The 22,179-nt window shown below is 43.0% G+C and carries 20 protein-coding genes and 1 tRNA gene; 7 read left to right on the top strand and 14 right to left on the bottom strand.

Features of this window, described 5'->3' with window-relative positions:
* Positions 1-151: 151 nt before the first annotated feature.
* On the top strand, positions 152-1,012 hold the full coding sequence (locus tag DC487_RS02960) for a sigma-70 family RNA polymerase sigma factor (protein WP_066753499.1): 861 nt from the start codon (positions 152-154) through the stop codon (positions 1,010-1,012).
* A gap of 172 nt (positions 1,013-1,184) precedes the next feature.
* A complete protein-coding gene (locus DC487_RS02955; protein WP_116774444.1) occupies positions 1,185-1,685 on the top strand; it encodes a ribonuclease H family protein in 501 nt (166 codons plus the stop codon).
* A 218-nt stretch (positions 1,686-1,903) separates the two neighbouring features.
* Here the strand turns inward: DC487_RS02955 and DC487_RS02950 are convergent.
* The 8 genes from DC487_RS02950 to fucP all read right to left on the bottom strand — a co-directional run bounded on the left by DC487_RS02950 (position 1,904) and on the right by fucP (position 8,793).
* A tRNA-Leu gene (locus DC487_RS02950) sits at positions 1,904-1,985 on the bottom strand.
* A 190-nt stretch (positions 1,986-2,175) separates the two neighbouring features.
* Positions 2,176-2,964, bottom strand: a complete 789-nt coding sequence (locus DC487_RS02945; protein ID WP_116774443.1) for an L-fucose dehydrogenase — start codon at positions 2,962-2,964, stop codon at positions 2,176-2,178.
* A gap of 8 nt (positions 2,965-2,972) precedes the next feature.
* Positions 2,973-3,800, bottom strand: coding sequence for an amidohydrolase family protein (locus tag DC487_RS02940; RefSeq protein WP_116774442.1), 828 nt, complete (start codon positions 3,798-3,800; stop codon positions 2,973-2,975).
* A 42-nt stretch (positions 3,801-3,842) separates the two neighbouring features.
* A complete protein-coding gene (locus tag DC487_RS02935) occupies positions 3,843-4,694 on the bottom strand; it encodes a fumarylacetoacetate hydrolase family protein (protein WP_116774441.1) in 852 nt (283 codons plus the stop codon).
* A gap of 15 nt (positions 4,695-4,709) precedes the next feature.
* The gene (locus tag DC487_RS02930) at positions 4,710-5,474 is read right to left on the bottom strand and encodes an SDR family NAD(P)-dependent oxidoreductase (RefSeq protein WP_116774440.1); all 765 of its coding nucleotides are present in this window, start codon (positions 5,472-5,474) and stop codon (positions 4,710-4,712) included.
* 12 nt (positions 5,475-5,486) lie between these two features.
* Complete coding sequence (locus DC487_RS02925) at positions 5,487-7,157, bottom strand: UxaA family hydrolase (RefSeq protein ID WP_116774439.1); 1,671 nt, start codon at positions 7,155-7,157, stop codon at positions 5,487-5,489.
* Between the two features lie 22 nt (positions 7,158-7,179).
* Positions 7,180-7,515, bottom strand: a complete 336-nt coding sequence (locus DC487_RS02920) for an L-rhamnose mutarotase (RefSeq protein WP_116774438.1) — start codon at positions 7,513-7,515, stop codon at positions 7,180-7,182.
* Between the two features lie 15 nt (positions 7,516-7,530).
* Positions 7,531-8,793: an L-fucose:H+ symporter permease gene (gene fucP, locus DC487_RS02915; RefSeq protein ID WP_116775020.1), complete on the bottom strand. Its 1,263-nt coding sequence runs from the start codon at positions 8,791-8,793 to the stop codon at positions 7,531-7,533.
* Between the two features lie 142 nt (positions 8,794-8,935).
* Between fucP and DC487_RS02910 the strand changes: the two genes are divergently transcribed.
* Positions 8,936-9,784: an AraC family transcriptional regulator gene (locus DC487_RS02910; protein ID WP_116774437.1), complete on the top strand. Its 849-nt coding sequence runs from the start codon at positions 8,936-8,938 to the stop codon at positions 9,782-9,784.
* On the opposite strand, the gene DC487_RS02905 is transcribed toward DC487_RS02910, so the two are convergent.
* The 4 genes from DC487_RS02905 to DC487_RS02890 all read right to left on the bottom strand — a co-directional run bounded on the left by DC487_RS02905 (position 9,781) and on the right by DC487_RS02890 (position 12,976).
* On the bottom strand, positions 9,781-10,989 hold the full coding sequence (locus DC487_RS02905) for a MalY/PatB family protein (RefSeq protein ID WP_116774436.1): 1,209 nt from the start codon (positions 10,987-10,989) through the stop codon (positions 9,781-9,783). The genes DC487_RS02910 and DC487_RS02905 overlap by 4 nt on opposite strands.
* A gap of 78 nt (positions 10,990-11,067) precedes the next feature.
* Positions 11,068-11,907, bottom strand: a complete 840-nt coding sequence (locus DC487_RS02900) for an SDR family oxidoreductase (protein ID WP_116774435.1) — start codon at positions 11,905-11,907, stop codon at positions 11,068-11,070.
* A 57-nt stretch (positions 11,908-11,964) separates the two neighbouring features.
* Positions 11,965-12,372: an Rrf2 family transcriptional regulator gene (locus DC487_RS02895; protein WP_116774434.1), complete on the bottom strand. Its 408-nt coding sequence runs from the start codon at positions 12,370-12,372 to the stop codon at positions 11,965-11,967.
* A gap of 94 nt (positions 12,373-12,466) precedes the next feature.
* The gene (locus DC487_RS02890; protein WP_116774433.1) at positions 12,467-12,976 is read right to left on the bottom strand and encodes a GNAT family N-acetyltransferase; all 510 of its coding nucleotides are present in this window, start codon (positions 12,974-12,976) and stop codon (positions 12,467-12,469) included.
* Between the two features lie 98 nt (positions 12,977-13,074).
* Between DC487_RS02890 and DC487_RS02885 the strand changes: the two genes are divergently transcribed.
* The 3 genes from DC487_RS02885 (at position 13,075) to odhB (ending at position 17,774) form a co-directional block, all read left to right on the top strand.
* Positions 13,075-13,557, top strand: coding sequence for a GNAT family N-acetyltransferase (locus DC487_RS02885; protein WP_116775019.1), 483 nt, complete (start codon positions 13,075-13,077; stop codon positions 13,555-13,557).
* A gap of 157 nt (positions 13,558-13,714) precedes the next feature.
* Positions 13,715-16,456, top strand: coding sequence for a 2-oxoglutarate dehydrogenase E1 component (locus DC487_RS02880; RefSeq protein ID WP_116774432.1), 2,742 nt, complete (start codon positions 13,715-13,717; stop codon positions 16,454-16,456).
* A 58-nt stretch (positions 16,457-16,514) separates the two neighbouring features.
* Positions 16,515-17,774: a 2-oxoglutarate dehydrogenase complex dihydrolipoyllysine-residue succinyltransferase gene (odhB, locus tag DC487_RS02875; RefSeq protein ID WP_116774431.1), complete on the top strand. Its 1,260-nt coding sequence runs from the start codon at positions 16,515-16,517 to the stop codon at positions 17,772-17,774.
* Between the two features lie 91 nt (positions 17,775-17,865).
* Here odhB and rocD read toward each other — a convergent pair whose 3' ends face one another.
* Entirely contained in the window at positions 17,866-19,104 is a 1,239-nt protein-coding gene (gene rocD, locus DC487_RS02870; protein WP_116774430.1) for an ornithine--oxo-acid transaminase, read from the bottom strand.
* Between the two features lie 143 nt (positions 19,105-19,247).
* Between rocD and DC487_RS02865 the strand changes: the two genes are divergently transcribed.
* Entirely contained in the window at positions 19,248-21,185 is a 1,938-nt protein-coding gene (locus DC487_RS02865; RefSeq protein WP_116774429.1) for a KUP/HAK/KT family potassium transporter, read from the top strand.
* Between the two features lie 15 nt (positions 21,186-21,200).
* On the opposite strand, the gene DC487_RS02860 is transcribed toward DC487_RS02865, so the two are convergent.
* The gene (locus DC487_RS02860) at positions 21,201-22,166 is read right to left on the bottom strand and encodes a GNAT family N-acetyltransferase (RefSeq protein ID WP_116774428.1); all 966 of its coding nucleotides are present in this window, start codon (positions 22,164-22,166) and stop codon (positions 21,201-21,203) included.
* Positions 22,167-22,179 lie beyond the last annotated feature (13 nt).

Genomic DNA, 22,179 nt, shown 5'->3' with positions numbered 1-22,179 from the left:
TTTGGAACAATTTTTGACGATGTTATAGTTCATTAAACCTTTTCTAATTACCTCATTCTGAACAAGTATAATATGGGCATGTTAGCAAGTTTTACGGTTATTTTTCGTATTTTTGCAAACATTTCATTAAGGAAGGCATTTAATATAGTAGATGAGACAGCTTAAAATTACACAATCCATTACCAACCGTGAATCTCAATCGTTAGATAAGTATCTTCACGAAATTGGTAAAGTAGACCTAATTACTGCGGAAGAAGAAGTAATCTTAGCGCAACGCATCCGAGAGGGTGATCAAGTAGCGCTAGAAAAACTTACCAAAACGAATCTACGGTTTGTCGTCTCTGTCGCCAAGCAATATCAGAATCAAGGTCTAACATTAGGTGACTTGATCAATGAAGGTAACTTAGGCCTAATTAAGGCGGCAAAGCGGTTCGACGAAACCAAAGGATTTAAGTTTATTTCTTACGCAGTATGGTGGATTCGCCAATCTATATTACAAGCCATCGCTGAGCAGTCAAGAATCGTTCGTTTACCTTTGAACCAAGTAGGTTCTTTGAGTAAAATTAGTAAAGCTTTTTCTAAGCTTGAACAAGAATATGAACGCGAGCCTTCTCCTGAAGAATTAGCAGACATCCTAGAAACCACAGTAGATAAAGTATCTGATACATTGAGTAATTCAGGTAGACATGTTTCTATGGACGCACCATTCGTACAGGGTGAAGAAAACACTTTGTTGGACGTATTAGAGAACAAAGATCCGGATACGGATAGCTCTCTAATTGATGAATCATTATCTGAAGAAATTAAACGTTCTTTAGCGACGCTAACAGAGCGTGAACGCGAAATTATCGTATTGTTTTTCGGATTGGGATCCAACCACCAATTATCTCTAGAAGAGATCGGTGAAAAATTCAGCTTGACACGCGAGCGTGTAAGACAGATTAAGGACAAAGCATTGCAACGTTTGCGCCACACTTCAAGAAGTCGAATTCTGAAGTCGTACTTAGGCTAAAAACGTCCCGCAACATATTGGACATGAGAACGTAGATGCGTAGCCTAAAGCTACGCATTTTTTTTGTGCTTTACACTCGTTAATAATTCTTCCTCAAAGGGAATCAATCTGTTCAACACAATCTACTCATTATCGATAGGCACAGCCCGACAAAACCTGTATATTTGAAATAATGATTGAATTATATACAGACGGTGCTTCTAGCGGAAATCCTGGTCCGGGTGGATACGGTACAATTTTAAGAACGATTTATAAGGGAGATAATGAAGCTTTGCACGGAAAGTTAATTGAAAAAGAATATTCTGGAGGTTTTCGCAAAACTACCAACAACCGCATGGAATTGCTCGCCGTCATCATCGGCTTAGAAGCCCTCAAATCCATCAATCAGCAAGTGACGGTTTATTCGGATTCTAAATATGTCATTGATGCTATTGACAAAAAATGGGTGTATGGTTGGATACAAAAAGGTTTCGTCGGCAAAAAGAATAAGGATCTTTGGTTAAGATTGATGCAATTATATAAGCTGCATCAAGTAAGATTAGTATGGGTCAAGGGGCACGCGGGGCATCCTTTGAATGAGCGATGTGATCGTCTAGCCGTGGCCGCCTCCAAAAACAAACCTGAATGGAAAATAGACCATATCTTCGAAGCAGAAGCAGCAAAGTTGTCCTAAAATAAAAAAGTCTTGCCCTTTCGGACAAGACTTTCCACATTTAAAACATATAATCAATCACTATCCTACTATTCACCTACTGCCTACACATTGTGATTCGCTTTGTATAAGATAGAGTCGAAAAAGAGCAGAATGTTTAATCGCACTTGTGTTAAAAGATGTTAAGCATTTCGCCAGAAAAAGGAAAAGCCTAATAGTTGTAAAACTATCAGGCTTTGTACCCAGAGCCGGGATCGAACCGGCATGGATTGCTCCACTGGTGTTTGAGACCAGCGCGTCTACCAATTCCGCCATCTGGGCATCTCTGGTTACTTCCGTTGTTTGAAGTGATGCAAATATAGGTACTCCAAATTGATTTGCAAAGAGAAATCACCACCTATAACCAAAGCGACTGATTTATAGCGTATTTATTTTTCACAGTACCATCTAAACATCTTTATTTACCGCCATTAGCTGCGAATAATGCACTAATTCGATAGTTCAGCAACACTTATTCTCTCACTAAAGAGCGATCTAAGTGCACATATCCACCATCAACGTGGATTAATTGTCCTGTAGTATGGCTCGATTTATCCGACAGCAAGAATACACAGGTATCTGCAATTTCCTCTGCCGTAGTCATGCGGTTTCCTAACGGAATACGATCTGTAATCTTCTTCAAGGTTTCTTCCGGATTATCCAATGTTTGAATCCAACGATCGTACTGCGGTGTCGCTGCTTCAGCCACCACGATGGCATTTACCCGAATTTGATGCGGCAATAGTTCTACAGCCCATTCGCGCGTGAGCGCGTTGCGACCTCCGTTAGACGCTGCGTAAGCAGAAGTTCCACCCTGCCCTGTTTCCGCCGTTTTCGAACTGATATTTACAATCGCACCTTTGCTCACCTTAAGTGCATCTAAAGCATGATGTGCCATCAGGTAATAATGCACCAAGTTTTTGTGCAAGGAAGCTACAAATGCTTCATAATTACCCGAAGCTAAGCCGACGCCATCATTCACGCCAGCATTATTTACCAAGCCATCAATACGGCCATATTTTGCAAGTGTTTCCTTGATAGCATGTTCGCAAGCCGCTGGATCTGATAGTTCCGCTACAACCGCCGATGCTTCAGCACCCAGTGCATTCACTTCGTTTACCACAAGCTGATTATCGGCCTTACTTCGACCTACGATCACCGGAATTGCTCCTTCTTTTGCTAAGGATAACACAATACCTTTACCAATACCTTTCGCGCCACCTGTCACGATGACGACTTTATTTTTTAAATGTAAATCCATCTCCAATTTTAAAATTTATAGATTCTACGTGCGGTTTCTCCCCAAAAGGCAGCTTGCTCGTCCGCAGAAAATCCATCTAATTGGCTTGCTGCAATCTCCTTCGTTTCTTTATAGGTACTAGCAACCAAACAAACCGGCCAATCTGAACCAAAAAGCAAGCGATCCTTGCCAAAATGAAGAATCACATGATCTATATAGGCTGCGAAGTCAGACAATATCCAATTCGACCAATCCGCCTCTGTCACTAAACCCGAAACCTTACACACCACATTAGGATAAGTAGCTAGCTCAGCAATAAAGCTAGCCCACTGTTCCACTTCTCCAGCTTTAACATCTGGCTTGGCCATATGATCCAATATAAACTGCTGATCGGGATTCTCTTTGACGCAAAGTAAAGTGGAGGCAAAATGTCTTGGACGAATGAGCAAATCATAGGTGAAGCCATATTTGGTCAACAAACGGATCGATCGTTGCACCGACTCCTGCATCAAAAAGTCTGGATCAGACTCACCTTCTACCACATGTCGAAAACCTTTAATAATCGGAATTTTGCTAAAGCGCTCCAAATGCTCTTCCACATCATCCGAAGTGAGATCCACCCAACCGACCACGCCTTTGATCATGCCATACATCGTCGATAAGTCGACCAGAAACTGCGTTTCTTCTAGCGTGCAGGCCGCTTGCACGGCAATGACGCCATCCATACGGTTGCTATGCAATTCTGCGCGCAAATCTGTCGGTAAAAAATCGCGTCGGATTACGCTCATATCTTCCGTGATCCAGCTATCGCGCTCCGCGTCGTAGATCCAGAAATGTTGGTGTGCATCTATTTTCATGTGTCCTGCTTTTTGTCAGACGGATGTAAACCGAAATATATATTAACGATAAGCGATCACTTCTTGACGTGATTCACCCAAATAATCAGCTCCCAACTCAATCACATCGCCCGGTTTCAAATAGATTGGCGGATTGAAGCCCAAACCAACTCCTGCCGGCGTACCGGTAGAGATCACATCGCCTGGCAACAAAGTCATAAATTGAGAAACATAGGAAACGATAAATGGCACATTGAAAATCAAGTTTTTGGTATTACCATCCTGATACGTTTTGCCATTCACTTTTAACCACAGGCGTACGTTGTTGATGTCTGGAATTTCTTCTTTCGTAGTCAGCACCGGACCGATTGGTGCAAAAGTATCACAGCCTTTTCCTTTGTCCCAAGTACCGCCACGTTCCAATTGATATTCGCGCTCGGATACATCATTGTGCAACACATAACCTGCCACGTAATCCAAGGCATCTGCTTCCGACACGTATGATGCTTTTTTATCAATCACGATACCAAATTCTACTTCCCAATCCGTTTTTTCAGAATTTTTGGGAAGCATCACTTGATCGAAAGGACCTACTAAAGACGTAGTCGATTTCATAAAGATAATCGGCTCTGCCGGAATCGCTGCACCAGTTTCCTCGGCGTGATCCTTATAATTCAGACCGATACAAACGATTTTAGAAGGACGCGCTATCGGTGCACCAATGCGTGCATCAGCAGGCACTTCGGCCAATTTCCCTTCGTGATCTTGTACAAACTGGGCTAATTTTGAAAGCCCATTTTCCGCAAAAAACTGCTCATTATAATCGCCACCAAAGGCTGAAACATCGTAATTTTTCTCTCCAACTTTGACACCGATTTTTTCGTTACCGGCTTCTCCAAAACGTATTAACTGCATGTGTATGTGTTTTTTTTAATTGTTCAATTTAATAAATCCCCCATCAATCGGATAATCATTTCCGGTGATAAATGCTGCGTCATCGCTACATAGGAATAAGGCCAATTTAGCAATTTCATCTGGCGAAGCCATTCTACCGATCGGCTGCGACTTCGACAATTTGTCGAACATCTCCGCTTCCTGACCAGGGTAATTAGCTTGGATAAATCCATCTACGAAAGGCGTATGCACGCGTGCTGGCGATATGCTATTGCAACGAATATGATCGTGTAAATAATCACGCGCCACCGACATCGTCATAGCATGAATCGCGCCCTTACTCATCGAATAGGCAAATCGATCGCTAATACCTACCAAAGCCGCAATCGAAGCTAAATTCAAGATCACACCACCGCCCTGCGCTTTCATCACAGGAACGACCGCATGTAATAGGTTGTAAGCTCCTTTTACATTCACCTGAAATACGCGCTCAAAATCTGCTTCGGCACATTTCTCGACATTACCTACGTGCGCGATGCCTGCATTATTTACCAAAATATCGACCTTATCCAATTGCTGAATCAGATCGAGCACTTCTTTTTGATCGGTTACGTTACAGGTATGGTGCACTGCACGACCGCCCAAATCAGTAATTTCTTGCACTACGGCATTTGATCCCGCTTCGTTCATATCGAAGATATGTACGGTAGCGCCTGCAGCTGCAAAGCTCATACTGATCGCTTTTCCTATGCCGCTACCGCCTCCGGTAACTATGGCTATCTTATCTTTTAGCTTATTCATCTTTACTATATTTTATAGAGAAACCCCTCTTCTCCATGGAATAAAATCATCTTGTCCTAATTGCACGGCTTTGCAGATTTCGCGTCCGCTAGCCACCTCGATTACATAATCTAAAATGCGATGCGCCGATTCAGCAATACTTTCTTCGCCGTCGATAATCGTTCCGCAGTTGAGATCAATAATATCTGGCATACGTTCGTAGGTTTTTGTATTCGTTGCAATCTTAATGACAGGCGCAATCGGATTACCTGTCGGCGTACCCAATCCGGTCGTAAATAATACGATATTGGCACCAGCTCCTACTTCCGCTGTGGTACTTTCTACATCATTGCCAGGTGTGCATAGCAGATTCAATCCTGGCGTATTGGCCAATTCTGGATAATCTACCACCGCCTGCACTGGCGATGAACCACCTTTCTTGGCTGCTCCAGCTGATTTGATGGCATCGGTAATCAATCCGTCGCGAATGTTACCCGGAGAAGGATTCATATAAAAACCGGATCCATCAGCTTCTGCTTTCGCATTGTAGGTACGCATCAGGTGAATGAATTTTTCGGCCATCGGTTCATCCATACAACGATCGCTCATCTCCTGCTCTACGCCGCACAATTCGGGAAATTCTGCTAAGATGACCGAACCGCCCAACGTAACCAATAGATCTGAAAGATAACCTAATGCCGGATTGGCCGATATGCCCGAGAACCCATCGGAACCACCACATTCTAGTCCAACACATAACTTCGACAGCGGAGCTGGCTCACGTTTGAGTTGGTTAGCAATCGTCAATCCCGCAAAAGTAGATTTAATCGCATTTTGCATCAGGCGCTGTTCTGTACCTTCAAACTGTTGCTCGAAAACATACAAGGGTTTGTCGAATTTTGGATCGCGCTTGGCGATTTCGTCGCGCAAGATCGAAGCTTGCGCATGCTGACAACCTAAGCTCAGTACCGTCGCACCAGCCACATTTGGATGTGTAATATATCCAGCTAGCAAGCCACAAAGTGCATCGGAATCCATCCGTGTACCACCGCAGCCCATGTCATGATTCAAAAACTTAACACCATCTACATTGGGAAACAAACGATTCGGCGTACGATCGATCGCCGTAGGTGATAGATCCGCTTCCAGCAATTGCGTGACGTCTGCTCCCGACTGATATTGACGAATTAACTCATCTACTTCATTCGAATAATCAGCAGATTGTACGCGGTAGCCTAGCTTCTCTTCCAATGCAGATTTCAACGTCAGCACGTTGCGATTCTCGCAAAAAACTAATGGTATAACTAACCAGTAATTTGCCGTGCCAACGGCACCATTACTACGGTGAAAGCCATCAAAAGTACGATCTGCGATCGCCGATACATCTGGCTTTTGCCATTCTATTTTTCGTTCGCCTAGTCGAAAATCTTCCGCCGCATGGCGTAGATTTTCTGTACTTATCAATTCACCAGTCGCCAGCGCCACATTAACCTTACCCACCAACACACCGTACATAAACACATCGCCATCTTGAGCAATATCTTCTATCGTAAATTTATGCTTCGCTTTTACCGCTTGGCGCAAAGCAAATTGCTGTCCGGCAAAATTCACCTCAAAACCTTCTGGAAGGTCACTTAACGCCACCAGCACATTATCCTTCGGGTGGATCTGCAAAAAAGGTAGGCGTTCATTATCTCTAGTCATATACTATTCTCTCTGGGAATGATTACCCGCGTAATTCAAAAATCTTATCCATCAGCACCCATTTTTCACCGGGTTTTGCACCTGGTAGCGCCACTTGATATTTCCACATCAGTTTTTCCCATTCCTGCACGCGCTCGTTATTGGCATCTGCTGCTGCTTTCTGTTCGAAGCTAAAATCATTGGCAACATCCATCAGCATCATCAACCGATTCGCAAAACGGTAGATGGCCATCTGATGAACACCTGTACTCAAAATAGACTCTTCTATCTCGGGCCATATCGCACGGTGGTAAGCCTCATATTCTTGGATGAGATCTGGTTGATCTACCAGATCCAACGCTAACACATATCTTGTCATTTTTACTATATTGTTTTAAACTATTTTCGCTCTCGAAATCTTTACCGCTGGCCTATTATACAATGCAAATAATACGACGATAATAAAGCACAGTAACACAAAGAAGTACGAGTATGGCATGTGGCCGGTGATATCCGTAATATAGGCTGCGCCTAATGGAATAATCGCGCCGCCTACGATGGACATCACAATAAGACTGGAAGCAGGTTTGGTATCGTGCCCCACACCTTGAATACCCATCGCAAAAATCGTCGGAAACATGATCGACATGAAAAAGGTGATACCCAATAATGCGTACAATGTAATCATCCCGCTTCCAAATATTACCACTAAAGTCAGGATACAGGCAATGATACCGTATGCCGCCAACAATTTAGCGGGCTGTACAAATTTCATAAAGAAGGAACCAATAAAACGTCCGATCATAAATAAGAAGCCGGCTACACCTGCATAATACTTACTTTCTAATCCACTCATTCCTAATGTTTCTTTGGCAAACACCAATAGAAAACTAAATACGTACACCTGCGCACCGATATAGAAAAATTGTGCGACTACACCCCATCTCACTTGCGAATGCTTCAATACACCGATAAAGCCTGAAGTCTTATCCGACGTTTCATCTTCTTTGATATCGGGCAATTTGGTGAAGAAAAATAAAATAGCCACAGCCAAAATAATACCACCAAGCACTAAGTAAGGGCCCTTCACTAAAGATGTTTCGGCTTGGATGTAGGCCAATCGTGCAGATTCAGTCAGTTGTGCTAATTGCTCTGGGTTTAGTGGTTCTTCAGCCAAGATAAAATATCCACCAACCAGCGGCGCTAGCGAAGCAGCCAAACCATTGAAAGATTGAGCAAAGTTCAAGCGTTCCGTCGCACGCGCCGGATCGCCCAATACCGTGATATAGGGGTTGGCCGCCGTCTCCAAAATCGTAAGTCCGCAGGATAAGACAAATAAAGCAGTCAGGAAAAAGGGATAACTTACGGCATTGGCTGCAGGCACGAACAGAAAACATCCTAAAGAAAAAAGACATAATCCGACCAAGATTCCTGCTTTATAACCATAGCGTTGCATAATCAACCCTGCAGGAATGGCCAACAAGAAGTACGCAGCGAAAACAGATGAATCGATTAGCGAGGCCTGAAAGTGCGAGAGACTGAAAGCACTTTGCAAATGCTTAATCAGAATCGGATCAAGGTTGTGTATAAAACCCCAAAAAAAGAAAAGCGAGGTGATTAACACCAGCGCAAAGGTATAGCGATTTTTATTTGTCATCACAGATGATGTATAATTGATTACACGAATTAACGGAGATACCTCCACAATTCAATAAATGCAATTACCCAAATAATAAACGATATTACCTCCTTATAAATTCCGTTTCGTATTTTTGAGAATATATCTAATACATTATGTAATGCAGAAGCTGCACCGTTATGAGTCGGAAACACAAAGTTTCCAGATTCGAAAAGATCATATTCCGCAATATCACCAGATCTGGCACTATCATGAGGAGCTGGAACTGATCTACATCAATCGCGGCTTGGGCACCTTTTTTATTGGAGATTGTATTCAGCGCTTTGAGCATGGCGCGTGTGTATTGATTGGCAAGAATGTACCACATTACTGGCATTTTGACGAGGAATATAGCCAGGAAGCACAAGCTGAAATCTATGTGATTCATTTTCGGGAAGATTTTGCTGGAAAGGATTTTCTGGCTCTGCCGGAGCTGGCAGAAGTTCGACGAACTGTGCAGCAGGCTCAAAAGGGATTGTGGATCGAAGCATTACCATTCGCCATAGCGCTACTTTTTCAAGATTTGGAAAAAGAAACCAGTGGTTTTCAACAGCTTTATCGGTTATTACAGGTATTGCATGAGTTTACGCAGTTCGCACCTAAAGTAAGTTTGGTGAGTTCGGATTACGACATCCAACAGCAGCACGAGGAGGTGACGCGCATGAACACCATCATCGGCTATATCAACACCCATTATCGCGGAGAGCTGGAGTTGACTACCTTGGCCAACTTATCGGGCATGACCCGCAATTCCTTCTGTCGTTACTTCAAACAGCGTACCGGCAAAACATTGACCGCTTTTATCACCGCATTGCGTGTGGCACATGCGTGCAAGTTGCTCCGAGATTCGGGCGCAACAATCAAAGAAAGCTGTTTTGATGCCGGTTTCAATAATTTTGTCAGCTTTCATAAAGCCTTCAAAAAGATCACTGGCACCACACCACTCGCCTATCGCCGCACATTTAGCTAATTATTCAAAGCTTCTGCCATGCGGATTAAAGCGGTGTGCAATGTCGCTTTCGGACAAGCGATATTTATCCGAATATACCCTTCTGCATTGGCTACAAAATCTTCTTGACCTTCGATGAGCACGCCAGCTTTCTGCGCAAAGAAAACCGCCCAACGATCGGTGTCTTTGCGTTTTGGCAAATAAGCGGACAAATCTACCCAAGCTAAGTAGGTCGCTTCGGGTATCTGATAGCGTGCCTCTGGCAAATGTTCCGTCAGGAAATCTTTCAAGAACTGTAAGTTGGCATCAAGATAGCGATTAAGCTGTCGCAACCATTCGGCACCATGTTCATATGCTCCTTGCGTTGCCGCAATGCTCAACGGTGAATGATAGTCGCTGAATAATCGTTTCCACTCGGCACGCATGGTTGTATTTTTAATAAAAATGTGCGACAGCATATTGCCTGCGAGATTGAAACTCTTGCTAGGAGCCGAACAAGTGATAATCCGATCAGAATGAGGGAACAATGCGGCCATTGGCGTATGTGATTGACCTTCGCGCAACAAATCACTATGCACTTCGTCGGATATAATCCAGACATCGTTGTCCAGACAAAGCTGACCGAGTTCTTTTAATTCTTGTGTTGTCCAAACCCTGCCGGTCGGATTGTGCGGATGGCACAGTATAAATACACGAATGCGATTAACGGGATTTTCTATTTTTTGGCGGAGATCAGCAAAATTCATTTCGTATTTCCCTTCGTTTTCTTGCAACGGACTAAATACGACGCCACGACCGCACTGATCGCCGGCTCTTTTAAATGGCGCATACGAAGGCGTCGTAATCAATATTTGATCTTCTGGCTCAGTCAATAAGGGTACTAAGCGATTCAGTGCGGTGACGATTCCCGGCGCTGACACCAATTCATCGGTATCGATATCCCAGCTATAATGCTCCAAAAACCAATCTTTCAGTACTTTGCCATAATGCGGATCGAAAATCTTGGAATAACCCAAAATCTTTCGATCCAAGCGTGCGCGAACAGCATCCAATACGGGTGGCGGACTTGAAAAAGCCATATCGGCCACCCACAAAGAGATCAATTCATGATTAGCATAAGGAATTTGCAGATCTTGCTCATTTGCGAATAAAAATGACCGCCAGCCTTCGTATGTCACACTATTGGTACCATCTCTATCGATTATTTCGTCAAAGTCATATGTCATAAACAAGTGTAGCACCAAGATATGACTTGGTGCTACACAAAGATGTCTAAAACATCACATACATCCTAGTGCTTTTGCTTAGGACAAGGCGGCTTTTACCGTATCTATCAATGGCGTAGTTGGCCGACCAATTAATTGGGACAAGGTTTTATCTTCGCTGTATAAATCTCCTTTCGAAGCAGAGACATCCCAGCTAGCGATCATCGCTGCAAATCCCTCCGGCACGTTATGAGAAACCAATGCATCCTTGTACTCTCCTTCGCTTAAGTTGCGATAAGGAATATCTTTGCCGGTCACCTCAGAAATAGCTGCCGCAAGATCTGTTAACGTAAATGCTTGATCGCCCGCGAGTTCGTACACCTTACCTAAGTGATCTGTATCGAGCAATACAGCCACTGCCGCTTCAGCCAAATCTTCACGCGAAGCCGCAGAAATTTTGCCATCACCAGCACTACCGATAAACGCACCGCCAGCTACTGCGTTTGCTGCCGAAGAGGTATAATTTTCGGTGTACCAAGCATTACGCAAAATCGTAAATGGAACACCTGAAGCTTGTAACGATTTTTCACTGTCGATGTACTCACCAGCTAGATTCAAAGTAGAGTGATCTACATTGACTAAACTCGTAAATACAAGCTGCGAAACACCTGCTTTTTTTGCAGCATGAATCACCGACTCATGATGTTGTAAGCGTTTGCCAATCTCGTTGCTTGACACCAGTAACAAACGATCAACTCCTGCTAAGGCATCATCCATATGCTCCCGTTGGTCGTAGTCGAATGCACGCACCTCAACGCCAAGATCTTGTGCTTTTTCGGTATTTCGAGCCAAAGCTACTACGTCAACATTTTCATTTTTCAATTTTTCTAGCACCAAACGACCTAGTTGTCCAGTAGCTCCTGTTACTGCTATTTTCATATGTTTTATAATTATATTGTAATATATTTTGTTACATTAATAAAGAAAAAAAAGCGATCAAAACTGATCCACAAAATTTTCCAAAGTTTGCTCGTTCAATGAGGCCAACACAATACGATCTGTCTCGGAGTACAAACTATCCAAGCGATTATTGATTTCTTTACCTACAGGACATTTTGGATTAGTATTCATATTCTTTTTACCTAAAATATCCGAATTTCGAATCGCCTGATAAAGATCGCCCAATCGAATTTCGCTGCCTTTAACTTGTAAGCGCGAACCACCTTCCTTGCCTTTGCGGCTCACCACCCAGCCATTCTCCTGCAATACACCTAATTCTTTACGTACGATTACCGGATTGACATTTATGCTGCTTGCCATCCAATCAGAGCTCAGCCATTCCGTACTATATTTCGACAGAAGAGACAAGATGTGTAATGCTGTAGCAAATCGTGTATTGTTCATTTCGAAACAAAGGTAATGCAGAATCTTTAATGTAACAATTTTTATTACATTAAAATTGGCGATTATGACATTACCAATACATAGTAGCTACTACTTAGTGCAACACCTTTTCAAATGCTTTGCGAGAGCCTCCACGAAATACGACTTCACCGCAATATTTATAGTTTAATTTTTCAAAAATGCGCAGCATCGCCGCATTGTCGAAGTTCGTGTCAGCGCGCAAGCTAGGGGTTTTTCGATTTCTGGCAAATGACTCAATATGCAACAAGAGCTGTTGTGCAATTCCCTTACCCACATAATCTTTAGATACGGCCACACGATGAAAAACCACAAAAGAACCGTCCGTAAGCCAATTCCCTTGAATATCATCATAGGCTGGCTCATCATCAATGAATAGCGCACAATATCCCACCAATCGATCTCCATCCACCAAAACGTAGCCTGCATCACGCTCAATATCCTTGGCAACTACTTGCAAATTTGGATAGCCATCTTGCCATTGCACACTTCCGTCTGCTTTACGGCGGTCAATGGCTTCTTGCAAAATTTCCCAAATAGCATTTACTTCCTCTGCCTTCGCTAATCTAAAGCTATATTCACTCATGGTATACGATCAATATTTATTGGACTATGTTTGCCAAGTTAGGATAAAATCCTTAAAATCGAACCGCAAATAGCACACAACACTTAAACATGCAGCATATGACACCTCAAAAAGAACTTCTTTGGACTCTTGTTCCTTTTCACGAGCTATCGGCCTCGGAGCTTTATGAAATTCTTCAGTGTCGTTCAGAGGTTTTTGTGGTGGAACAAAACTGTGTATATCAGGATCTAGACAACAAAGACCCCCATTGTCTGCATCTAATTGGCAGAGAAAAAGCGGATAGCCCAATCGCGGCATATACACGCATCGTCCCACCAGGAATTTCTTTTACAGAACCATCTATTGGACGAGTACTTACCTCGTTTAGTGCTCGACGAAACTCTTATGGCAAACAGCTGATGCTCAAAAGTATCGACATCGTGAAAGAGCATTACCCAAATCTAGGAATCCGAATTGGCGCACAGACCTATCTCGACAGATTCTACCAATCCTTAGGATTCATACCGGATGGCGAAAAGTATGACGAAGACGGCATCGAACACGTAGAAATGTATTATACAAATACGAGCATACCAAGTTGAATATTAACTAATATTGCCCATGTTTAAACACGAAAACAAAAGGATCGTTTGGCCGTAAAAAACTTTCCAAATTACCCGATTTATTATGGCAATAAATTGCCTTAAATCTTTTATTATTACTAAATTTGCGTAATTATAAAGATGATTTTATATTTAAATGGATAAGTTAACTTATTTGAGTAACGCAGACACCAGCTACATAGAAGGACTCTACCAATCGTACAAAGAGGATCCTAGCTCGGTTGATTTTGGATGGCAGAAATTTTTTGAAGGCTTCGAATTCGGACAAACAGCCGAAGGATCAGACGGTGAAAACTTTGATCAAGTATCTGATCATGCCATCAAAGAGATCAACGTATTGAACATGATTCACGGCTACCGTGATCGTGGGCATTTATTTACTGACACCAACCCAGTGCGCGAGCGCCGCAAGTACTACCCAGGGAAAGAGCTGGAGACTTTCGGTCTTTCTGATGCAGATATGGATACCGTGTTCAATGCGGGTGTTGAGATTGGCTTAGGGCCAGTCAAGTTACGCGAGATTCGTCAGCTTATCGAAGATACCTACTGCCGCTCTATTGGTGCAGAATTTAGATATATCCGTAATCCGGAAAAAATCAAATGGTTGCAGGACAAAATGGAAGCTGAACGCAACACGCCAAACTATTCCAGCGACCAAAAGAAGAGAATTCTTCAAAAAATCAATAAAGCCGTTGTTTTCGAAAGCTTCTTAGGCACTAAATTCCTTGGACAAAAGCGTTTTTCTTTGGAAGGTGCTGAAAGCTTGATCCCAGCATTGGATTCGGTGATCGAAAAAGGTGCTGACCTCGGTATTCAAGAATTTATGATTGGTATGGCGCATCGCGGTCGTTTGAACGTGCTGGCTAATATCATGGGTAAATCTTACAAATCCATCTTCTCTGAGTTTGAAGGCAAGATGTACAAAGAGGAAGATCCGGAGATGGCATTTGGCGGTGACGTAAAATACCACTTGGGTTTCTCATCAGACATCAAAACCGATAGTGGAAAAGATGTACACTTGAGTTTAGCGCCTAACCCTTCGCATTTAGAAACCGTAGATCCGATCGTTGAAGGTATCGTTCGCTCAAAAATCGACATGAAATACGATGGCGACTCTTCGAAGATCGCTCCGATCCTGATTCATGGTGATGCGGCTATCGCCGGACAAGGTGTGGTGTACGAGGTAACGCAAATGTCCAAATTAGACGGATACAAAACTGGCGGTACTATTCACATTGTGATCAATAACCAAGTTGGTTTTACGACCAATTATAAAGACGCCCGTTCGGGAACGTATTGTACCGACGTAGCAAAAATCTCTTCTTCGCCCGTATTCCATGTGAATGGTGATAATGCCGAAGCGGTAGTTTATGCGATCAACCTAGCGGTAGAATACCGTCAGAAATACAAAACAGACGTATACATCGATTTGCTATGCTACCGTCGTTATGGACATAATGAAGCGGATGAACCTAAGTTCACCCAACCATTATTGTACAAAGCGATTGAGCAACACGCTAACCCGAAAGAGATCTATGCAAAGAAATTGGTAGATGAAGGTAGCATCGATGATAACTATGCCAAAGAGGTAGAGAAAGAATTCAAGACTTATCTACAATCTCAGCTCAACGATTCTAAAAAAATCGAAAACATCGAAGATGAAGCTCCTATGTTTGGCGGCGCGTGGAAAGGCCTTCGCCCAGCACGCAAAGTGGATTTGGACGAAGCCGTAGAGACACGCATTTCTGCGGATGCTTTCAAAGCATTGGCTAAGCAAATCACCGAATTACCAAAAGAGAAGAAATTCTTCCGCAAGATCTCGAAGCTTTTCGAAGATCGCAGCAAGATGATCGAAAAAGACTCTTACGATTGGGCAATGGGCGAGCTCGTGGCTTATGCCAGCTTACTGGCAGATGGTAAACGCGTGCGTATATCTGGTCAGGATGTACAACGTGGTACGTTCTCGCATCGTCACGCGGTATTGACTTTAGAAGATTCAGAAGAAAAATATGTACCGTTAGCACAGGTAGATGGCGGAGATCGCTTCAATATCTACAACTCCTTATTATCGGAGTATGCTGTTCTTGGTTTTGAATACGGCTATGCCTTGGCTAATCCAAATGCCTTAACCGTATGGGAAGCGCAGTTTGGTGACTTTTACAATGGTGCACAAATCATCATTGACCAATACTTGGCGAGTGCAGAAAGCAAATGGAGACGTTCAAATGGTATGGTTTTGATGCTTCCTCATGGTATGGAAGGTCAAGGTCCAGAGCACTCTTCGGCTCGTATCGAGCGATTCTTAGAATTGTGTGCTCACGGCAACATGATTCTTGCGAACTGTACTTCACCGGCCAACTACTTCCACTTGTTACGCCGTCAGCTGGTGCGCGATTTCCGTAAACCATTGGTCGTATTCACACCAAAAAGTTTACTACGCCATCCAAAAGTAACTTCACCTTTGGCAGACTTTACCGATAAAGATTTCCAACCGGTATTGGGTGACAATTACGCAAAAGCTACCACTGTAAAACGTGTGTTGTTTTGTTCAGGTAAGGTCTATTTCGATCTTTTGGAGAAACAACAAGCGGACAAACGTACCGACGTAGCTATTGTTCGCATCGAGCAATTGTATCCTGCGCCAGTAGCGCAACTAGAAGAGATTCGCGCTCGCTATAAAAAAGCGACAGAATTTATCTGGGTACAAGAGGAGAATGAAAACATGGGTGCTTGGCCTTATTATTGCCGCAAGTTCCGCAAATCAGACCTTGAATTTACGGATGTGATTTCAAGAACCGAAAATGCGAGTCCGGCAACTGGCTACATGAAAAAGCACACGGTGCAACAAGAAGAAATCGTTAATAAATCATTTGCATAAACAACAAACGCAAATCGGCAGTGCATGCGTGCGCTTCACCGGTTAAAAAAACAACATTATGAGCTTAGAGATAAAAGTTCCTACCGTAGGCGAATCCATCACCGAAGTTGTTTTAGCCCAGTGGCTAAAGCAAGATGGAGATTACGTAGAGATGGATGAAAACATTGCTGAGTTAGAGTCTGATAAAGCGACTTTTGAATTGCCTGCTGAACAAGCTGGTATTTTAAAAATTATTGCTCAGGAAGGCGACACTTTGGAGATTGGTGCTGTAGTATGTACGATCGAAGATGGCGACGCTCCTGCTGGTGGTGGTAATAGCGAAAAGAAAGAAGAGAAAAAAGAAGAATCTAAAAGCTCAGATAACAAAGAGGCAAAAGAATCTGCTTCTGAAGACGAAAGTGAAGATTCATATGCAGCAGGTACAGCATCTCCAGCTGCTGCAAAGATTTTGCGTGAAAAAGGAATTGACGTAAGCGCCGTAAAAGGAACAGGTAAAGACGGTCGCATCACGAAAGAAGATGCAGAAAAAGCGCAAGCGAAGTCTAAATCCGAATCTAAACCAGCTGCATCATCGTCTGCTAAGGCAGCGGAAGCACCTGCGGCTAGTGCACCAGGCGAACGCAACGAAAGACGCGAGCGCATGAGCTCATTGCGTAAAACAGTAGCTCGCAGATTGGTATCCGTGAAAAATGAAACAGCGATGCTAACTACCTTCAACGAGGTGAATATGCAGCCGATCATGGATCTACGTGGTAAATACAAAGATGCTTTCAAAGACAAACACGGTGTAGGTCTTGGCTTCATGTCTTTCTTCACCAAAGCGGTAACTACTGCCTTGAAAGAATGGCCTGCGGTGAATGCGCGTTTGGAAGAAAACGAGATCGTATATTCTGACTTCGTAGATGTATCTATCGCTGTATCTGGACCAAAAGGTTTGGTAGTACCAATCATTCGCAATGCGGAATCCATGAGCTTATATCAAATCGAAAAATCTGTTGTCGATCTAGCCGTAAAAGCGCGCGACAACAAATTGTCTATTGATGAGATGACAGGCGGTACATTTACGATCACGAACGGTGGTGTATTTGGATCGATGATGTCTACACCAATCATCAACGCGCCTCAATCTGCGATCTTGGGAATGCACAATATCGTGCAACGTCCGATTGCTGAAAATGGTCAGGTTGTGATTCGTCCTATGATGTACATTGCATTGTCTTACGATCACCGCATCATTGATGGTCGCGAGTCAGTTAGCTTCCTAGTACGTGTAAAACAACTATTGGAAGATCCAGCTCGTTTATTATTAGAAGTATAATACGCGCTGGCAACTGCCGAAGCAAACATAATAAATCCCCAAAACCTTATCGGTTTTGGGGATTTTTAATTTTAGGAATTATCGGCTTTTACTAATCCAACACCACAAAACTTTTCTGAATAATATCTAGTGCTTCCAACAATTCTGATTCGGTGATCACCAATGGTGGTGCAAAGCGAATTTTATCACCATGCGTCGGCTTGGCTAATAAGCCATTTTGCAATAATTCATAGCAGAGGATTTCTGCCGCTTTATCATTGGAGTGATTTACGACAATGGCATTCAATAAACCTTTGCCACGCACTTCGGCAATATGCGGATGATTCCAAGATCGAATGGTATCTCGGAACAAATTGCCTAACCGATCTGCATTCTCCGAGAGATTTTCATCGATCAATACTTGTAAAGCGGCCATTGCGGTCGCTGCAGCAAGTGGACTTCCGCCAAATGTAGAGCCGTGTTCACCCGGTTGTATCGTTAGCATGATTTCATCATCGGCCAGTACAGCGGATATTGGCATCGTACCGCCGCTTAATGCTTTTCCTAAGATGAGAATATCAGGACGCACGTCTTCATGATCACAAGCCAACATCTTCCCTGTACGAGCCAATCCCGTTTGGATCTCATCGGCGATAAAAAGCACGTTCGCTTCGCGACAGATTTGTGCAGCAGATTTTAGATAACCTTCATCTGGCACAACAACTCCGGCTTCGCCTTGAATCGGCTCCACCAAATATGCCACGACATTTGGATCTTTCACCGCTTGCTTTAATGCCGCCAGATCGTTGTAAGGAATAGTGACATAACCTTCCATATAAGGACCAAAACCTTGCTTGGCCACCGGATCGGTACTGAAAGAAATCACATTCAATGTCCGTCCGTGGAAATTTTCTGCAGCCGTAATCACTTTTGCCTGACCTTCGGGCACCTGCTTTACTTGATAACCCCAACGTCGCGCCAATTTAATCGCAGTTTCCACAGCTTCTACTCCGCCATTCATGGGTAGCACTTTATCGAACCCAAATAGTGAAGTAATGTATTCAGTATATTCCACAAACTTTTCAGAATGGAAAGCGCGCGAGGTCAACGTCAACGTACGTGCTTGATCTACAAAAACATCCACAATCTTGGGGTGACAATGCCCTTGATTCACCGCGGAATAGCCAGACAAGAAATCAAAAAAGCGCTTTCCGTTCACGTCCCACACATAGATGCGCTCTCCCCTGTTTAAGACAACTGGTAGCGGATGATAATTGTGCGCACCAAACTGCTCTTCTTTCTGAATATATGCTTCCGTCAATGCGTCTATTGAAATTGATTGATTTCCCATGATCGTGATTCTGTATTAGTGTTTAACGAATATACCAAAATAGTTTCGCAGCTCCCGAAAGCGGCTATCGAAGGAATTGTCAAAACATTGTAATTACATCCAGAAAATTAATACATTTACCGCGTTATTCACTCATCTGTCTTATGGACAATAAATCGCACTTAAACCGGCTTAGTGCCGCGGGCTTACTGATCAGTATAGGGATCATTTTCGGAGATATCGGCACCTCTCCATTGTATGTTTTCAAAGCGATTTTTCATCAGGAGATCATTGAAGAAAGCTTAATCTTAGGCAGCTTGTCCTGTATATTCTGGACCCTTACGTTGCAAACCACCATCAAATACGTCATTATCACGTTGCGTGCAGATAATAATGGTGAGGGTGGTATTTTATCTTTGTATTCTTTGGTTCGCCGGAAAAGTAAATGGTTGATTATTCCAGCCATTATAGGTGCTTCGACGTTGTTGGCCGATGGCATGATTACGCCAGCAATTACCATTTCTTCGGCAGTGGAAGGACTTTCCATGATGAATGCCCATATACCGACCGTGCCGATCGTGGTTTTGATCATTTCCTTATTATTTGTCATCCAACGCTTTGGTACTTCTGTTGTTGGGCGGGTTTTTGGCCCGATTATGTTGATTTGGTTTGTGGTGATCGGAACATTGGGTATACTACATATCGATCAAGCGCCTTATGTGTTGAAAGCATTTAATCCCTGGTACGCCGTGCAAACGATTGTACAACATCCACATTCTCTTTTTATCATAGGTGCTATATTTCTATGTACTACCGGAGCAGAAGCGCTTTATTCAGACATGGGACATTGTGGCAAGTCTAATATCCGAATCAGCTGGATTTTTGTCAAAAGCATGCTTTTGTTGAATTATCTTGGGCAAGGTGCTTGGTTACTCACGCATCAAGGTGCACGTTTGGGAGATCTGAATCCATTCTTCGGCATTATGCCTGAATGGTTTGTGGTACCCGGAATCGTAATCGCCACGATTGCAGCGATTGTAGCTAGTCAAGCCATGATTTCCGGAGCATACACCTTGATATCGGAAGCGGTACGATTGAACATCTGGCCCAAAGTTTCTATTCGCTATCCTAGCGATCACAAAGGTCAATTGTACGTACCGTCCATCAACCTGATCCTTTATCTAGGCTGTATATTAATCATTGCTGTTTTTCGGAAGTCAAGCAATATGGAAGCGGCTTATGGTTTAGCGATCAACATGACTTTCATTACCACCACAGCACTGATGTGCTATTACATGGTGCGCAAACGTGTACCCAAAGTCTGGATTGCCATCTTCGCTATTATTTATTTCGTAATTGAACTAACTTTCCTAGCCGGAAACTTAGTAAAATTCACGCATGGCGGTTGGCTGACTTTGGTACTCGCATCAGCCATATTCTTTGTGATGTATGCTTGGTACATGGCGCGCAAAATCAAGAATGCCTACATCCGTTTTGTCGATATTCGGAAATATTACGGTATCCTATCCGATTTAAGCTCGGACACGAGCATACAACCATTCGCATCACAGCTCGTATATCTCACCAGTGCCAACAATACGCATGATATTGAAGACAAAATTGTATACTCCATCATTAATAAAAAACCCAAACGTGCCGATGTATATTGGTTTGTGCATGTGGATGTGATGGACACGCCTCATGCCAGAGATTACACCGTCAAACAATTGATTCCGGGCAAACTGGTACGAATAGATTTTAAATTAGGATTTCGTGAAGAACAGAAAATCAGTTTACTATTCCGAAAGGTAGTGGAAGATATGGTGTCTAAAGGCGAGATCGATATCACCAGCCGTTATGAAACACTAAAAAAGCACCGCATCGCGGGAGATTTCAACTTCGTTGTATTAGAAAAAGTATTTTCGAAATCGTCTAGCCTCTCATGGGGCAATAGAATCATCATGGAAATGTATAAGGTGCTGCGCACCTTTAGCCTGAGCGAGGAGAAAAGTTTTGGCTTGGATAGCAGCTTCGTGACCTTGGAGCGCGTACCGCTCAACATTCCAGATACGAATGAGGTAAAGCTGAATCGCTTGAACTAAAAAAACAAAAGAGGCTTAGGCCTCTTTTGTTTTTACTCTATCTTGGATCTTGTCCCGTTCGTAAGTCGACATATGACGTTCTTTCTTGGTCTGGTAGATATCATCAATGGTAATTAAAATACCGGTCTCTTCTACCTCACCAAATTCATCATTCAATGCTGTACCGAAAGTCATCATACTTGGCGAAATGTTCATATATGTATTAATAAGTGGCGGTATGTTTTCGCCCAAAGCGCGCACTTTTGTATTGAGCAACTTGTATCCTTCTTTGTAAGGCAATCCGTCAAATATGCCGATGAATTCCGAAATATCCGTTTTATAACCTAAAAATAAGGATTCTACTGGCTTTGCTAACTGCTCTTTATCTGGAAAATAACACGCCATAAAGTACATCAACAAATCACGTGCTACCGCATTGTAATGTGGATACATAGTTACCTTACCAAAAAGATACTTGATCTCTGGATTAATGATAACTACTGCGCCCAAACCATCCCACAAATTGTCTAACGAATAAATACCTCTTCGATTTTCGCTGGATGGCTGATATTTGGGTTGCACCCAAGATCTACCCAATTCGATGGTGTAAGGCAGGTAATCACGCACAAATTTTTCTGAAATATCAAAATAATGTGCGGTAGATAAGTGAATATGGCCTTTGCTATCGATGGCTTTATCACAGCGAATCACACGATATCCAGCTGTAATCTCCTCGTCTTCTGGACTCCAAGCGATCAGCTGATCATAATTGTGCTCGCAGGTATCATTTTCGTCAATATCTAAAGGTAAACCCGTACCGCCACCTGCTCCTCGAAATGTGAGCTCTCGCAAACGTCCAATTTCTTGCATGATATTCGGCGCAGTGTGGTAATTCACTAGATACACTTCATTGTTACCATTATTCGTATGACGCAGAAAAGCCTCTGGTGTCAGCTCTGCTTTTATTAACGCTCTATCTACTGGTGCAATAATCTCTTGCATACTTAACTATTCT

This window comes from Sphingobacterium corticibacter (assembly GCF_003076635.1).
Classification (GTDB): domain Bacteria; phylum Bacteroidota; class Bacteroidia; order Sphingobacteriales; family Sphingobacteriaceae; genus Sphingobacterium; species Sphingobacterium corticibacter.
This window is presented reverse-complemented; position numbering and strand designations above follow the sequence as displayed.